Source organism: Bradyrhizobium hereditatis, from assembly GCF_020329435.1.
GTDB classification, from domain to species: Bacteria; Pseudomonadota; Alphaproteobacteria; order Rhizobiales; family Xanthobacteraceae; genus Bradyrhizobium; species Bradyrhizobium hereditatis.
The window spans coordinates 33348-48683 of sequence record NZ_JAGKJK010000012.1; the positions used below are offsets into that span (position 1 = coordinate 33348).

Annotated in this window: 12 protein-coding genes; 10 read left to right on the forward strand and 2 right to left on the reverse strand. The window is 63.0% G+C overall.

The features are described from left to right. Positions 1-220: 220 nt before the first annotated feature. On the reverse strand, positions 221-1291 hold the full coding sequence (locus tag J6524_RS25915; RefSeq protein ID WP_225675843.1) for a DUF2336 domain-containing protein: 1071 nt from the start codon (positions 1289-1291) through the stop codon (positions 221-223). A 340-nt stretch (positions 1292-1631) separates the two neighbouring features. On the opposite strand from J6524_RS25915, the gene rimP reads away from it, so the two are divergent. The 10 genes from rimP to J6524_RS25965 all read left to right on the forward strand — a co-directional run bounded on the left by rimP (position 1632) and on the right by J6524_RS25965 (position 13089). Continuing rightward, positions 1632-2384, forward strand: a complete 753-nt coding sequence (gene rimP, locus J6524_RS25920; protein WP_225675844.1) for a ribosome maturation factor RimP — start codon at positions 1632-1634, stop codon at positions 2382-2384. Between the two features lie 3 nt (positions 2385-2387). Continuing rightward, the gene (nusA, locus tag J6524_RS25925) at positions 2388-3998 is read left to right on the forward strand and encodes a transcription termination factor NusA (protein ID WP_225675846.1); all 1611 of its coding nucleotides are present in this window, start codon (positions 2388-2390) and stop codon (positions 3996-3998) included. A 75-nt stretch (positions 3999-4073) separates the two neighbouring features. Next, positions 4074-4754, forward strand: coding sequence for an RNA-binding protein (locus tag J6524_RS25930; protein WP_225675848.1), 681 nt, complete (start codon positions 4074-4076; stop codon positions 4752-4754). Between the two features lie 73 nt (positions 4755-4827). Continuing rightward, the gene (infB, locus tag J6524_RS25935) at positions 4828-7485 is read left to right on the forward strand and encodes a translation initiation factor IF-2 (protein WP_225675850.1); all 2658 of its coding nucleotides are present in this window, start codon (positions 4828-4830) and stop codon (positions 7483-7485) included. A gap of 170 nt (positions 7486-7655) precedes the next feature. Continuing rightward, positions 7656-8069 carry a 30S ribosome-binding factor RbfA gene (gene rbfA / locus J6524_RS25940; protein WP_225676190.1) on the forward strand — a complete coding sequence of 138 codons (414 nt, stop codon included), beginning with the start codon at positions 7656-7658 and terminating at the stop codon, positions 8067-8069. Continuing rightward, the gene (gene truB, locus J6524_RS25945) at positions 8069-9265 is read left to right on the forward strand and encodes a tRNA pseudouridine(55) synthase TruB (RefSeq protein ID WP_225675852.1); all 1197 of its coding nucleotides are present in this window, start codon (positions 8069-8071) and stop codon (positions 9263-9265) included. Before rbfA ends, truB begins: the two co-directional genes overlap by 1 nt. 2 nt (positions 9266-9267) lie before the next feature. Beyond that, on the forward strand, positions 9268-9537 hold the full coding sequence (gene rpsO, locus J6524_RS25950; RefSeq protein ID WP_225675854.1) for a 30S ribosomal protein S15: 270 nt from the start codon (positions 9268-9270) through the stop codon (positions 9535-9537). A gap of 79 nt (positions 9538-9616) precedes the next feature. Then, positions 9617-9841 carry a hypothetical protein gene (locus J6524_RS25955; protein WP_225675856.1) on the forward strand — a complete coding sequence of 75 codons (225 nt, stop codon included), beginning with the start codon at positions 9617-9619 and terminating at the stop codon, positions 9839-9841. 11 nt (positions 9842-9852) lie between these two features. Then, a complete protein-coding gene (gene pnp / locus J6524_RS25960; RefSeq protein ID WP_225675858.1) occupies positions 9853-12009 on the forward strand; it encodes a polyribonucleotide nucleotidyltransferase in 2157 nt (718 codons plus the stop codon). Positions 12010-12354: 345 nt separating this feature from the next. After that, the gene (locus tag J6524_RS25965) at positions 12355-13089 is read left to right on the forward strand and encodes a superoxide dismutase (protein ID WP_283843348.1); all 735 of its coding nucleotides are present in this window, start codon (positions 12355-12357) and stop codon (positions 13087-13089) included. An 85-nt stretch (positions 13090-13174) separates the two neighbouring features. On the opposite strand, the gene katG is transcribed toward J6524_RS25965, so the two are convergent. Beyond that, a complete protein-coding gene (gene katG, locus J6524_RS25970; RefSeq protein ID WP_225675861.1) occupies positions 13175-15328 on the reverse strand; it encodes a catalase/peroxidase HPI in 2154 nt (717 codons plus the stop codon). Between the last annotated feature and the right edge of the window lie 8 nt (positions 15329-15336).

The window sequence follows — 15336 nt, forward strand, 5'->3', positions numbered from 1 at the left end:
ATTTGACAAGCTGAAAGGCTGAACCCGGCCAAAAAGAGGCGGCGGGCAAATTTGTCTCGTGCAACCTACAACTTTTTCCCGCAGGGCGCGGATTTCATCTGACGCAATTGCAGCATGCCGCTTTCGCGGTCACTTCACGCGTGATGTCACACGTCGAATTTGAAAGCGGCGTTCCGGCGTAGCGTCAGTGCTGGCTACGACTTCGCTGCCTCGAGCCGAGTTACCGCGTCTTCCAGAATGCGACGACGCGCTGGGCGGTCGAGGGCATCAGGCGCACATAGTTCACGCGGGCGTCTTCGATGTCGGTGGGGGATGCCGTCCGGTTCGGGCCGAGCCGCAGCACGATCAGCGCGCGCACCGTCGCCCATTCGAGGTCGATGGATTTTCCCGCGATCAGGATCGGATCGTAGCGTTCGCCGCTGATCAGGCGGTCGAGGGTTTCGATCTTGACGCCAGTCATTGCTGACAGCGCAGCGATCGACTCCTCATATTTGAAGGCCCTCGCGAAATTGAGCAACGCGCCTTCGCCCAGCGCGCCTTCGCGGTGAAGCTTCAGCACGGTGCGCTGCGCCGACGTGAAGTCGCGCCGCTCCTCGCGTTCGGATGGCGCATTGATGATGGTCATCGCCTGTTTGATGTCGGCCTGCCGCTCGGGCTTGACGACCTGGAACAAGCGGCGGCGGACGACGTCGATGGAGCCGGAGAGCAGCTCCTTCAATTGATCGGGCGACAGGTCATCGCGCTGGCCAAGCCTGATCGTCAGCACGCCGTCCTGGCCGGCGCGCTTGATCAGCGTCGAATAGCTGCTCGATGAGAAGGCTGCGCCGGCATTGCCGGCCGCGCGCCTGATGACGTCGCGATCGCCGCGCGCGACAATGACATCGGTAAGATCGGTGGAAAGCGTGGGCCGCTCCGCCATCGCCAGCAGGTGGCCCTGGCCTTTCACGGAGGCGATTTCGATCAGCATTTTTTCGTCGATGACCGGTGAGCGGCGTAAGAGCGGACCCGCGATCGCGATTTCATCCTCATGCGCGAGCTGGCCAACCAGACCGCGCGGCGCGTTCTCCAGCAGCGACAGCCGCTCGGCCAATTCGGCGCGCGCTTCGAGTTCGGCATGCGGGACGAGACTGGTCAGGACGCCGTCGAACAGCTCGACATGGTCGGGATGAAAATTCGCCGCCCCCTGCAGGAAGAGCTCGCTGACGCGGCGCGCGGCATCGGCACGGCGCTTCGGATCGCCACGACTGACGATGTCGTCGAGTTCCGGGATCAGCGATGGTGAAATAGTCATTAACCCACCCAAACCGGCCGAATTGGCTGGTTTTTCGGGAAATCTAGGTAGCGTTCATGAATGAAGGGTTAGGTGTAGTCTCACCTCTCGAAGCGTGGCAAAATCGGACTTAACGGAATCGCGGGCCTTGTCGTATTGCGGAAAAACCGCTATATCCACGGCAACTTATGGTTCTCATACGATCGCGTATTGAGAGTGGGCCCCCCGGGACCCGCTCTTTTTTATTACCTGAACCTGCCTGGCCCAGAACGGGCGTCACGGGATGGTTCGGGGAACCGGCCGGACCTTTTGGTTAGGCCCGGCCTAAGCCCATGCAAGTAAGACGCTTTTGACCCTGGACATGACCGATCCAACTGCTGGTTCCGTGAATGCCGACCTGCTCGCCGAGCCCCGCCTCGTCGTCGAGCCGGGCGTGGCGGCGCGGGTGTCGGCGGTGGCCACCCCCGTGCTGCAGGGAATGGGTTATCGGCTGGTCCGGATCAGGATATCGGGCGAGGCCGGCTGCACCGTCCAGATCATGGCGGAGCGGCCCGATGGTTCAATGCAAATCGAGGATTGCGAGGCGATCTCGCGGGCGCTGTCACCTGTGCTCGACGTCGCCGACCCGATCGACCGCGCCTACCGCTTAGAGATATCCTCGCCCGGCATCGATCGCCCGCTGGTTCGCCGTTCCGATTTCGAGCGCTACGCCGGTCATCTCGTGAAAATCGAAATGGCTGTTGCCCATCAGGGCCGCAAACGTTTCCGTGGTACGCTGGCCGGCGTCGAAGGCGACACCGTTCGGCTACATCGGGATGACACACGCGCGGACGAAGATGCCGACGTGCTGCTGGTGATGGAGGACATCGCCGAAGCACGCCTAGTTCTGACGGACGAATTGATTGCGGAATCGATGCGGCGCGGCAAGCAGGCCGAGCGCGAGCTGAAGCAGAATCTCGGGCTGGCGCCGCCGCCCCCGCCGCACGCGAAGAAGGGTGCCACGGGCAACAAACCGAAGTCCGGCAAGAAGCCGGTACCGACGAATACCAAGAGACACCGCCTCGCCGCAGAGAGACTGCGCAGAGGCGACATCGATCCTACTGAAGGAGACTAGGCCATGGCAGTCAGTGCCAACAAACTCGAACTGCTGCAGATCGCAGACGCGGTCGCCCGCGAGAAGTCGATCGACCGCGGGATCGTGATCGCTGCGATGGAAGACGCCATCGCCAAGGCGGCCCGCGCCCGTTACGGCAGCGAGACCGACGTTCACGCCGAAATCGACGCTAAGAAGGGTGAGCTGCGGCTGTCGCGCCACATGCTGGTCGTCGAGCATGTCGAGAACTCGGCGAACCAGATTTCGCTGGCGGACGCGCAGCGCGCCAATCCGGGCGCCCAGGTCGGCGATACCATCGCCGACACCCTGCCGCCGCTGGAATATGGCCGCATCGCCGCGCAATCCGCCAAGCAGGTGATCGTGCAGAAGGTGCGCGAGGCCGAGCGCGACCGGCAATACCAGGAATTCAAGGACCGCATCGGCGACATCGTGAACGGCGTCGTCAAGCGCGTCGAATATGGCAGCGTGATCGTCGATCTTGGCCGCGGCGAAGCCATCATCCGCCGTGACGAAATGCTGCCGCGCGAAGTGTTCCGCAACGGCGACCGCGTCCGCGCCTACATCTTCGACGTTCGGCGCGAAACTCGCGGCCCGCAGATCTTCCTCTCCCGCACCCATCCGCAGTTCATGGCCAAACTGTTCGCGCAGGAAGTGCCGGAGATCTATGACGGCATCGTCGAGATCAAGGCCGTGGCGCGTGATCCCGGCTCGCGTGCGAAAATCGGCGTGATTTCCCGGGATTCCTCGGTGGATCCGGTCGGCGCCTGCGTCGGCATGCGCGGCTCGCGCGTGCAGGCGGTGGTGAACGAGCTGCAGGGCGAGAAGATCGACATCATTCCGTGGTCACCCGACATCGCGACCTTCGTCGTCAACGCGCTGGCGCCTGCCGAAGTCGCCAAGGTCGTGATCGACGAGGACCGCGAGCGGATCGAAGTCGTCGTTCCCGACACCAATAACCAGCTCTCGCTGGCGATCGGCCGGCGCGGCCAGAACGTGCGCCTCGCCTCGCAGCTGACCGGCTGGGATATCGATATCCTCACCGAGCAGGAAGAATCGGAACGCCGTCAGGCCGATTTCGAGAATTCGACGCGCGTGTTCATGGAAGCGCTGAACGTCGACGAGGTGGTTGGTCAGCTGCTGGCGTCGGAAGGCTTTACCTCGGTCGAGGAACTTGCGCTGGTCGATGTCAAGGAATTGGCCGGCATCGAGGGCTTTGACGAAGAAACCGCCAACGAGCTGCAGAGCCGGGCGAAGGAATACCTTGAGCGGCTCGAGACCGAGCTGGAAGACAAGCGCAAGGAACTTGGCGTGGAAGACGCCATGAAGAAGGTCCCGGGCGTGACCTCGAAGATGCTGGTGAAGTTCGGCGAGAACGACATCAAGACGGTCGAGGATCTGGCGGGCTGCGCGACCGACGATCTCGTTGGCTGGACCGAGCGCAAGGAAGGCGGCGAGCCGACCAAGCACGCCGGCATTCTCGACGCCAACGAGATTTCGCGCGACGACGCCGAGCGCATGATTATGCAGGCCCGCGTCATCGCCGGCTGGATCACCGAGGCCGAGCTTGCCAAGAAGACCGAGGCGGCTGAGGCCACCGAAGACCAGACGGCATAATGCAGGTGTTACGCAAGGACGGATATCTTTTCTGCGCACAGACCGTGCGCAGATGACTGGAGCCATCAAACAGGCATGCTCGCTTTGGCTGATTCCGATCTCGACCATGGGCCGCGGACCGACAAGTCCGCGACCATGCGGATGTGCGCGGTCAGCCGCGAGGTATGCGGAATCGATGAGCTGATCCGCTTTGTGGTTGCCCCTTCGGGCGAGGTCGTTCCCGATTTGAAACGCAAGCTGCCTGGCCGCGGCCTGTGGGTCCGGGCCTCGCGCCGGATGGTTGCGGAAGCGGTGCGGCGTCACCAATTTAGCCGCGGGTTCAAGCGCGACGTCCGGGTTGCGGCCACCCTTCCCGCCGATACCGAGGCCCTGCTGGAACGAAGCTGTATCGAGGCGCTGGCCATGGCCGCCAAGGCCGGCCAGGTCATTTCCGGCTACGCCAAGGTCGAGGGCCTGCTCGAACAAGGCAGGGCCGAAGCTCTGATACACGCTTCCGACGGTGCGGCCGACGGAATCCGCAAATTGGACGCGATCGCCGGGCAAAGGAGCCGAAATATCGGCGAATCGCACCGTTTGCCGATTGTTACTGCTTTAACCTCGGCACAATTGGATTTGGCACTGGGCCGGTCAAATGTGATACATGCTGCGCTGCTCGCGGGCCCGGCGAGCAAAACGTTCCTGTCGCGCTGCCAGGTCCTGGTTCGATACCGGATGGACGATGACGACAGGACCGGGGACGGCGGCCAGAAATTCTGACGACGATCGGTTCCGAAGACCTGCTGTAATGACAGTGCGGAAAGCACAACGCTAACGAGATTAGGACTGCTGAATGGTTGATACCAAAACGCCTGGCGACAAGACTTTGAGTGTTCCGAGCAAGACCTTGACGCTGAAGCCGCGGGTCGAGACGGGCACCGTGCGCCAGAGCTTCAGCCATGGCCGGACCAAGCAGGTCGTGGTCGAAAAGCGCGGCAAGCGCCGCGTCGGCGGTGAAACGCCGGCCGCGGAAACGCATGCGCCCGAACAGGCGACCGCCAAGGCAGCGCCTGCTGCAAAGGCTCCGCTATCCCGGCCCGCCGCAACGCCGGCTGCCGCGCGCGGCGGTTCGGGCGTTGTGCTGCGCACGCTGACCGAAGACGAGCGCTCCGCCCGCGCCAGCGCGCTGGCCGATGCCAAGGTGCGCGAAATCGAGGAAAGGCGGCAGGCCGAGGAAGAAGCCAAGCGCCGCGCCATCCGCGAAAGCGCCGAGAAGGCCGAACGCGAGGCCGCCGAAGCTCGCCGCAAGGCCGAGGAAGAACGGCACCGGCAGGAAGAGGAAGCCAAGCGCAAGGCCGAAGGCGAGGCCAAGAAGCGCTTTGGCGAAGGCGAGGCCAAGCCAGCAGCACCGGCACCGGCAGCACCCGCCGCGACTGCCCGTCCGGCCACAGCCCGCCCGGCAGGCGCCCGTCCGGCCGCAGCGGCGCCCGCCGCCCGTACCCCGGTCGCCGCTGACGGCTCCGACGACGACGAAGGTCCGCGCCAGGTTCGGCGTGGTCCCGGCGGCGCCATGCGTCCCGTCGCGGCCCCGAAGACCACGCACAAGCCCGGACCGCAGAAGGAACGCGGCCGCCTTACCGTGGTCACCGCGCTCAATGACGATGTCCGCGAGCGTTCGATCGCCTCGTTCCGCCGCCGCACCCAGCGCCTGAAGGGCCACGCTTCGAGCGAGCCGAAGGAAAAGCTGGTCCGCGAGGTCACGATCCCGGAAGTGATCACGATCCAGGAGCTCGCCAACCGCATGTCGGAGCGCGCGGTCGACGTCATCCGCCTGCTGATGAAGCAGGGCGCGATGCACAAGATCACCGACGTGATCGACGCCGATACCGCGCAGCTGATCGCCGAGGAAATGGGCCACACCGTCAAGCGCGTTGCCGCGTCCGACGTTGAAGAGGGCCTGTTCGACGTGGTCGACGATTCCACCGATACCGAGCCGCGCTCGCCTGTCGTCACCGTGATGGGTCACGTCGACCACGGCAAGACCTCGCTGCTCGACGCCCTGCGCCATGCGAACGTGGTGTCGGGCGAAGCCGGCGGCATCACCCAGCATATCGGCGCCTATCAGGTGACCTCGCCGGAAAGCGGCAAGAAGATCACCTTCATCGATACGCCCGGCCACGCCGCGTTCACTGCGATGCGTGCGCGCGGCGCCAAAGTCACCGATATCGTGATCCTGGTGGTTGCAGCCGATGACGGGGTCATGCCGCAGACGGTGGAGGCGATCAACCACGCCAAGGCAGCGAAGGTGCCGATGATCGTGGCGATCAACAAGATCGACAAGCCCGACGCCAAGCCGGAGCGCGTGCGCACCGAACTGCTGCAGCACGAGGTCCAGGTCGAATCGTTCGGCGGTGAAGTCGTCGACGTCGAGGTTTCCGCCAAGAACAAGACCAATCTCGACAAGCTGCTCGAGATGATCGCGCTGCAAGCCGAACTGCTCGAGCTGAAGACCAATTCGGAACGACCTGCCGAAGGCACTGTGATCGAAGCCAAGCTCGATCGTGGTCGCGGCCCGGTCGCGACGGTGCTGGTGCAGCGCGGCACGCTCAGGGTCGGCGACATCATCGTCGCTGGCGCCGAGATGGGCCGCGTCCGCGCGCTGATCTCGGATCAGGGCGACAATCTCGATGAGGCCGGACCTTCGGTTCCGGTCGAGGTGCTCGGCTTCAACGGGCCGCCGGAAGCCGGCGACCGCCTCGCGGTAGTCGAGAATGAAGCCCGTGCCCGCCAGGTCACGAGCTATCGCGCGCACCAGAAGCGCGAGAATGCCGCCGCCTCGATCTCCGGCATGCGCGGCTCGCTCGAACAGATGATGTCGCAGCTCAAGACCGCGGGCCGCAAGGAATTCCCGCTGGTCGTGAAAGCCGACGTGCAAGGCTCGCTCGAAGCCATCCTGGGGTCGCTGGAAAAGCTCGGCACCGAGGAAGTTGCCGCGCGCATCCTGCATGCAGGCGTCGGCGGCATCTCCGAATCCGACGTCACGTTGGCGGAAGGTTTCAACGCTGCGATCATCGGCTTCTCGGTGCGCGCCAACAAGGAAGCCGCCGCGGCCGCCAAGCGCAATGGCATCGAGATCCGTTACTACAACATCATCTACGATCTCGTTGACGACATCAAAAAGGCGATGTCCGGCCTGCTCGCGCCGACGCTGCGCGAAACCATGCTGGGCAATGCCCAGATCCTGGAAGTGTTCAATATTTCCAAGGTCGGCAAGGTCGCGGGCTGCCGCGTCACCGACGGCACCGTGGAGCGTGGCGCCAACGTTCGCCTGATCCGCGACAACGTCGTCGTGCACGAAGGCAAGCTCTCGACGCTGAAGCGCTTCAAGGATGAAGTGAAGGAAGTGCAATCCGGCCAGGAATGCGGCATGGCGTTCGAGAATTACGGCGACATGCGTGTCGGCGACGTGATCGAGTGTTATCGCATCGAGACGATCCAGCGCTCTCTGTAAGTCCAAATCTTGCAAAGAGCCTGGAATTTTCTGAACTAGACCGTCATGCCCCGCCTTGTGCGCAATTGCGCACTGGGGCGGGGCATCCAGTAATCGCTGCAATTTCTTTGGCCACGGAACACTGGATCACCCGCTTTCGCGGGTGATGACGACAATTGGGATTTCGAAAAATGCCTCGCCACCACACCAAGGGGTCCGCTTCCGGCGGTTCGCAACGTCAATTGCGCGTTGGCGAGACCGTGCGCCATGCCCTCGCCGATATTCTATCGCACGGTAACGTGCACGACCCCGATCTCGAAGGCCACATCATCACCGTTCCCGAGGTGCGGATGTCGCCCGATCTGAAGCTTGCGACGATTTACGTGATGCCACTCGGCGGCCGCGATACCGACATCGTGCTCGCGGCGCTCGATCGTAACAAGAAGTTCCTGCGCGGCGAGATCGCTCACCGCGTTAACTTAAAATTTGCCCCTGAGCTTCGTTTTCGCGTTGACGAACGATTCGATGAAGCGGAACGGATCGAGAAATTACTAAGAACACCTGCGGTGCAACGAGACCTCGCACCCGATTCGGACGACAAGTGATGATGACGCCCACCGCCAATCGCGCGATTGCGCAGCAAACTGCCGATTCGCACGACGCTGAAAAAAATATTTTTTCAAGTGAGTCGCGTGGCGATGACAAGCGTCACGCCGGCGATGACGAACGTCACGCTGGCGACGACCAGCGTCGTGCCGGCGAAGGTGTACGCCGCGCGGACGATGGTAATCGCCGCGACAACAACGATCCGCGCAACAAGCAGCCGCGTCAGAATAACCAGCCGCGGCGCGACAAGCGCGACGTTCATGGCTGGGTCGTTCTCGACAAGCCGATCGGCATGACCTCGACGCATGCGGTTGCCGTACTCAAGCGCCTGTTCCAGGCCAAGCGCGCGGGCCATGCCGGCACGCTCGATCCGCTGGCCTCCGGCGGCCTGCCGATCGCGCTCGGTGAGGCCACCAAGACGGTCCCCTTTGTGATGGACGGCAGGAAGCGCTACCGCTTCACGGTCGCCTGGGGCGAGGAGCGCGACACCGACGATACCGAGGGCCGGGTGGTCAGAACCTCCGACCTGCGCCCGTCGGCAGACGCGATACGGGCCCTGCTGCCGCAGTTCACTGGGTTGATCGAGCAGATCCCGCCGCAATATTCCGCCATCAAGGTCCAGGGCGAGCGGGCCTATGACCTCGCGCGGGACGGGGAGACCGTCGAATTGAAGCCCCGCCCGGTCGAGATTCACGAATTAACCCTTATAGAACATGGAGATAACGGCCTATCCGTGTTCGAGGCCGAATGCGGCAAGGGCACCTACGTCCGGGCGCTGGCCCGCGATATCGGCCGGATTCTGGGCTGTTTCGGCCATATCTGCGCGTTGCGGCGGACCCTGGTGGGTCCATTCCGCGAGACGGACATGATTCCGCTGGAAGAATTGGAGGCTTTGTGTAATAGAGCCGCGTCTGGCGAGGGAAGCCTCGCCGACGCGCTTTTGCCCGTTGAGACCGCGCTGGACGACATCCCGGCACTGGCCGTCACACGGGCTGATGCGGCAAGGCTCCATCGGGGCCAGGCCGTTTTGTTGCGCGGACGGGATGCGCCCAATAATAGCGGCACAGTCTATGTCACGGTGGCAGGCCGGCTTTTGGCCCTCGCCGAAATTGGCAATGGCGAACTCATCCCCAAGCGCGTGTTCAACCTGACCGGGCTGACTGCCAGTTCCGGTCGCAGCAATGAGAGAGTTTGACGATGTCGATTACCGCCGAACGCAAAGCGGAAGTCATCAAGACGAATGCCACCAAAGCCGGTGACACCGGTTCGCCCGAGGTCCAGGTTGCGATCCTGTCGGAACGCATCAACAATCTGACGAACCACTTCAAGACCCACGTGAAGGACAATCATTCACGCCGCGGCCTTCTGAAGCTCGTGTCGACGCGCCGTTCGCTTCTCGACTACATCAAGAAGAAGGACGAAGCTCGTTACAAGGCGTTGCTCGAAAAGCATAACATTCGTCGTTGATTTGAGAGTACGCGCGCGGTTTGCGCGCGTTTTCGCGTGATCTTCCGAAGAAAACGGACTCCCTTTGTTGGAGACGATCATGCGCAAGGAGCATCATCCGACCAGGATCATGCTCGACATGTCCAGCAGCAATCCGGCCGCTGGACAGGGCAAGGTGCCCGTGACTGCCGAGAGGATGGACGCCATCCGAAAGATAAAGACCATGGCAGGATCGCCGGATGCTGATCTCGCATTGCGATCAGCGTCCCGCCATCTTGCGCATGGTCTTTATGTTTTTGGGCTCCGTTCTCTCGTGAACCTATGAAAGAAACCGATATGTTCAATAAACATTCCGTCGAGATCGACTGGGGTGGACGTCCCCTCAAACTGGAAACCGGCAAGATCGCCCGTCAGGCCGACGGCGCCGTGATCGCCACCTATGGTGAGACCGTCGTGCTCGCCACCGTCGTCGCTGCGAAAGCGCCGCGCGAAGGCGTCGACTTCCTGCCGCTGACCGTCGACTACCAGGAAAAATCCTATGCCGCAGGCCGCATTCCCGGCGGCTATTTCAAACGTGAGGGACGCCCGACCGAAAAGGAGACGCTGGTCTCCCGCCTGATCGACCGCCCGATCCGTCCGCTGTTCGCCGACGGCTGGCGCAACGAGACGCAGGTGATCGTCACCGTGCTCTCGCACGACATGGAGAACGATCCCGACGTGCTGTCGATGGTTGCCGCGTCCGCGGCGCTGACGCTGTCGGGCGTACCGTTCAAGGGCCCGATCGGCGCCGCCCGCGTCGCCTTCAGCAACGACGAGTACATCCTCAACCCGACGCTTGACGAGATGACCGACACGCAGCTCGACCTCGTCGTCGCCGGGACTACGGATGCGGTGCTGATGGTCGAATCCGAAGCCAAGGAGCTTTCGGAAGAGATCATGCTCGGCGCCGTCATGTTCGGTCATCGCCACTTCCAGCCGGTGATCAATGCGATCATTGAACTGGCCGAGAAGGCCGCCAAGGATCCGCGCGAAGTCACCGTGATCGACAACAGCGCGATCGAGAAGGAAATGCTCGGCCTGATCGAGCAGGACCTGCGTGCCGCCTATGCGATCCCGATCAAGCAGGAGCGCCATGCTGCGATCGGCGCCGCCAAGGACAAGGTGATCGCGCACTACTTCCCGGAAGGCCAGGAGCCGCAATACGACAAGCTGCGCATCGCCGGCGTGTTCAAGGAGCTGGAGTCCAAGATCGTTCGCTGGAACATCCTCGACACCGGCAAGCGGATCGACGGCCGCGACGTCAAGACCGTGCGCAACATCGTCGCCGAAGTCGGCGTGCTGCCGCGCGCCCACGGCTCGGCACTGTTCACTCGCGGCGAGACCCAGGCGATGGTCGTGACCACGCTCGGCACCGGCGAGGACGAGCAATACATCGACGCGCTGTCGGGAACGTACAAAGAGACGTTCCTCTTGCACTACAACTTCCCGCCCTTCTCGGTCGGTGAAACCGGACGCCTCGGCGGCACCAAGCGCCGCGAGGTTGGCCATGGCAAGCTGGCCTGGCGCGCGATCCATCCCGTCCTGCCGCCGCACCACGAATTCCCCTACACGGTGCGCGTGGTCTCCGAGATCACCGAATCCAACGGTTCGTCGTCGATGGCGACGGTCTGCGGCTCGTCGCTGGCGCTGATGGACGCCGGCGTGCCACTGAAGCGGCCGACCGCGGGTATCGCGATGGGCCTGATCCTCGAAGGATCACGCTACGCGGTTCTCTCCGATATTCTCGGCGACGAGGACCATCTCGGCGACATGGATTTCAAGGTGGCCGGTACCGACCAGGGCATCACCTCGCTGCAGATGGACATCAAGATCGAGGGCATTACCGAAGAGATCATGAAGGTGGCGCTTGCCCAGGCCAGGGAGGGTCGTATCCACATCCTCGGCGAAATGGCCAAGGCGCTGACCAATGCCCGCGCCGAGCTCGGCGAATACGCGCCGCGCATCGAGACCTTCAAGATCGCGACCGACAAGATCCGTGAAGTGATCGGCACCGGCGGCAAGGTGATCCGCGAGATCGTCGAGAAGACCGGCGCCAAGGTCAACATCGAGGACGACGGCACCGTCAAGGTCGCTTCCAACGACGGCGAGGCGATGAAGGCCGCCATCAAGTGGATCAAGTCGATCGCCTCCGATCCGGAGGTCGGCCAGATCTACGACGGCACCGTGGTCAAGGTGATGGAGTTCGGCGCCTTCGTGAACTTCTTCGGCGCCAAGGATGGCCTCGTCCATATCAGCCAGCTCGCCGCCAACCGCGTGCAGAAGACTTCCGACGTCGTCAAGGAAGGCGACAAGGTCAAGGTCAAGCTGCTCGGCTTCGACGATCGCGGCAAGACCCGGCTGTCGATGAAGGCGGTCGACCAGACGACCGGCGAAGACCTCGAGGCCAAGCAGAAGACGGAGGCCCAGCCCCCGCGCGAAGCGGCCGGCGAGTAAGGCATCACTGGAGCCCGGTTCTTGTGGATCAGAACCGGGCTCCAGTCTTTCTTTGACGCGTTTTCTTCACGCGAACCGGCACCCACCCACGGATGTCCGAGGGCATGCTTCGCTCGTAAACGCTCTAAAATGTGAACGAAGGGCGGCCGAAAGGCCGCCCTTTTTTGTCATCCGCCAGCGTTAAACTGGACGAGTTGAGGGCCTGTGCGATTCCGCCGCAGGGTTGCGAGGATAAAAAACGAAACCCGATCCCGACGGTCACCCGTACCTTGTCGCGTCCAGCGGCGTACGGCGTGCCCGTTCACAGGTACCCATACCAATCACCCACAGGTTAAGGAGAAATCCATGTCATTCATGTCCCGGCGCCAACTGATGTTTGCCGCAACCGGCGTAGCCGCCATGGCGGCGGCCCCGCGCCTCGTCTTCGCGCAGGCTGCGGCGCCCGCCCCGGACGGCCCGTTCACGCTGCCGGCGCTGACGTATCCGACCAATGCATTCGAGCCTCATATCGACGCCAAGACGATGGAAATTCATCATGGCAAACACCACGCCGCCTACGTCGCCAATCTCAACAATGTCGCCAAGACCAATCCGCGATTGGGAACGGCGAAGATCGAGGACGTGCTCGGCAATCTGAACGCACTCGACGACAGCATCAAATTCACCGTACGCAACAATCTCGGCGGCCATGCCAACCACACGATGTTCTGGGAGATCATGGGCCCGAACGGCGGCAAGCCGGAGGGCGAGCTGCTCGCGGCGATCGACCGCGATCTCGGCGGCATGGAAAAATTCCAGAACGACTTCAACGCCGCCGGCGGCCGCCAGTTCGGCTCGGGCTGGGTGTTCGTCACCGTCACGAAGGACGGCAAGCTCGCGATCGAGACCCGCCCGAACCAGGACAACCCGATGATGGACGGCAAGCGCGCGTTGATGGGCAACGACGTCTGGGAGCACGCCTATTATCTGAACTACCAGAACCGCCGCGCCGATTATTTGAAGGCGTGGTGGAATACGGTGAACTGGGCCAAGGTCGCCGAGCGCTATAGCGCGGCCAAGGCCGGTACGCTCGGCGTGTAATCGAAGATGCTCGCGCCATCGGCGCGAACTCTTCCCGAAAATAAGAAGGGCGGCCCAAGTGGCCGCCCTTTTCACGTGAGTTGGCTCAGGCGATGTCGAAGCGGTCGAGGTTCATCACCTTGTTCCACGCCGCCACGAAGTCTTTCACGAACTTCTCTTTCGAGTCCGTGCACGCATAGACTTCTGCGAAGGCGCGCAGCTGGGCGTGCGAACCGAAGATCAGGTCGACGCGGGTGCCAGTCCACTTCGGCGCATTGGTCTTGCGGTCGCGGCCCTCATAGACGCCGTCGGCGCCGGCGGGCTGCCACTGCGTAGCCATGTCGAGCAAGTTGACGAAGAAGTCGTTCGTCAGCGTGCCGGGCTTGCTGGTGAACACGCCGTGCTTGGAGCCGCCGACGTTTGCGCCGAGGACGCGCAGGCCGCCGACGAGCACCGTCATTTCGGGTCCCGTCAACCGCAGCAATTGCGCGCGGTCCACGAGCGCCTCTTCAGGCTTCATGAACTGGTGCTTCTTGCTGTTGATATAGTTGCGGAAACCGTCGGCCCGCGGCTCGAGCGGCGCAAAGGACTCGACGTCGGTCTGGTCCTGCGACGCATCCATGCGGCCTGGGGTGAACGGCACCTTCACGTCAATGCCGGCATCCTTGGCGGCTTTCTCCACCGCCGCGCAGCCGCCGAGAACGATCAGATCGGCCAACGAAACCTTCTTGCCGAACTCCTTCTGGATGGCTTCGAGCTTCTCCAGCACAGTCTTGAGCTCGGCCGGCTGATTGACCTCCCAGTCCTTCTGCGGGCTGAGGCGAATACGCGCGCCGTTGGCGCCGCCGCGTTTGTCGGAGCCACGGAACGTCGAGGCCGACGCCCAGGCGGTCGAGACAAGCTGCGATACCGTGAGGCCGGAGCCCAGAATCTTCGTCTTCAGCTCGGCGATATCCTGTTCACCGATCAGCGGATGATCCACCGCCGGGATCGGGTCCTGCCAGATCAGCGTTTCCTTCGGCACCAGCGGGCCGAGATAGCGCGCGATCGGGCCCATGTCGCGGTGCGTGAGCTTGAACCACGCCCGCGCGAAGGCATCGGCGAACTGCTCGGGGTGCTCGTAGAAGCGCCGCGAGATCTTCTCATAGGCCGGATCGAGGCGCAGCGACAGGTCGGTGGTCAGCATGGTCGGCACATGCTTCTTCGACTTGTCGTAGGCGTCCGGGATCGTGGCTTCGGCATTCTTGGCCCGCCACTGCTTTGCTCCTGCCGGGCTCTGCGTCAGCTCCCATTCGTTTTCGAACAGATTCTTGAAGTACAGGTTGCTCCACTGGGTCGGCGTCTGCGTCCAGGTGACTTCCGGACCGCCGGTGATAGCGTCAGGGCCGACGCCCGTGCCATGCTTGCTCTTCCAGCCAAGGCCCTGATCTTCCAGTGCACCGCTTTCCGGGTCAGGTCCGACCAGCGACGGGTCGCCAGCGCCATGGGTCTTGCCGAAAGAGTGGCCGCCGGCAATCAGCGCGACGGTTTCTTCGTCGTTCATCGCCATGCGGAAGAAGGTTTCGCGGATGTCCTTCGCCGCCGCGATCGGGTCCGGATTGCCGTTCGGCCCTTCCGGATTGACGTAGATCAGCCCCATCTGCACCGCGCCGAGCGGCTCGGCAAGCTGGCGTTCGCCGCTATAGCGTTCGTCGCCGAGCCAGGTGCCTTCAGGACCCCAGAAGAGCTCTTCCGGCTCCCAGACGTCGGCGCGGCCGCCGGCAAAGCCGAAGGTCTTAAAGCCCATCGACTCCAGCGCGACGTTGCCGGCGAGAATCATCAAATCGGCCCACGAGATCTTCCGGCCGTATTTCTGCTTAATCGGCCAGAGCAGCCGGCGCGCCTTGTCGAGGTTGGCGTTATCAGGCCAGCTGTTGAGCGGCGCGAAGCGCTGCTGACCGGCACCGGCGCCACCGCGGCCGTCGGTGATGCGGTAGGTGCCGGCGCTGTGCCAGGCCATGCGGATCATCAGGCCGCCATAGTGACCGAAATCGGCTGGCCACCATTCCTGCGAGTCCGTCATCAACGCGTGCAGATCCTTGATCACGGCATTGAGGTCGAGACTCTTGAACTCCTTGGCGTAGTCGAACGTCTCGCCCATCGGGTCGGAGAGATCGGAATTGCGGTGAAGAACCGAAACATCGAGCGCGTCCGGCCACCAGTCACGGTTTGTACGTGCACGATTGCCGCCCGAGAACGGGCATTTGGTTTTGTCGTCCATGATTGTCT

What these genes read in the sequence shown, in the direction of transcription:
- J6524_RS25915 (WP_225675843.1), bottom strand. Translation starts at nt 1,291, where the DNA reads ATGACTATTTCACCATCGCTGATCCCGGAACTCGACGACATCGTCAGT.
- rimP (WP_225675844.1), top strand. Translation starts at nt 1,632, where the DNA reads ATGACCGATCCAACTGCTGGTTCCGTGAATGCCGACCTGCTCGCCGAG.
- nusA (WP_225675846.1), top strand. Translation starts at nt 2,388, where the DNA reads ATGGCAGTCAGTGCCAACAAACTCGAACTGCTGCAGATCGCAGACGCG.
- J6524_RS25930 (WP_225675848.1), top strand. Translation starts at nt 4,074, where the DNA reads ATGCTCGCTTTGGCTGATTCCGATCTCGACCATGGGCCGCGGACCGAC.
- infB (WP_225675850.1), top strand. Translation starts at nt 4,828, where the DNA reads ATGGTTGATACCAAAACGCCTGGCGACAAGACTTTGAGTGTTCCGAGC.
- rbfA (WP_225676190.1), top strand. Translation starts at nt 7,656, where the DNA reads ATGCCTCGCCACCACACCAAGGGGTCCGCTTCCGGCGGTTCGCAACGT.
- truB (WP_225675852.1), top strand. Translation starts at nt 8,069, where the DNA reads ATGATGACGCCCACCGCCAATCGCGCGATTGCGCAGCAAACTGCCGAT.
- rpsO (WP_225675854.1), top strand. Translation starts at nt 9,268, where the DNA reads ATGTCGATTACCGCCGAACGCAAAGCGGAAGTCATCAAGACGAATGCC.
- J6524_RS25955 (WP_225675856.1), top strand. Translation starts at nt 9,617, where the DNA reads ATGCGCAAGGAGCATCATCCGACCAGGATCATGCTCGACATGTCCAGC.
- pnp (WP_225675858.1), top strand. Translation starts at nt 9,853, where the DNA reads ATGTTCAATAAACATTCCGTCGAGATCGACTGGGGTGGACGTCCCCTC.
- J6524_RS25965 (WP_283843348.1), top strand. Translation starts at nt 12,355, where the DNA reads ATGTCATTCATGTCCCGGCGCCAACTGATGTTTGCCGCAACCGGCGTA.
- katG (WP_225675861.1), bottom strand. Translation starts at nt 15,328, where the DNA reads ATGGACGACAAAACCAAATGCCCGTTCTCGGGCGGCAATCGTGCACGT.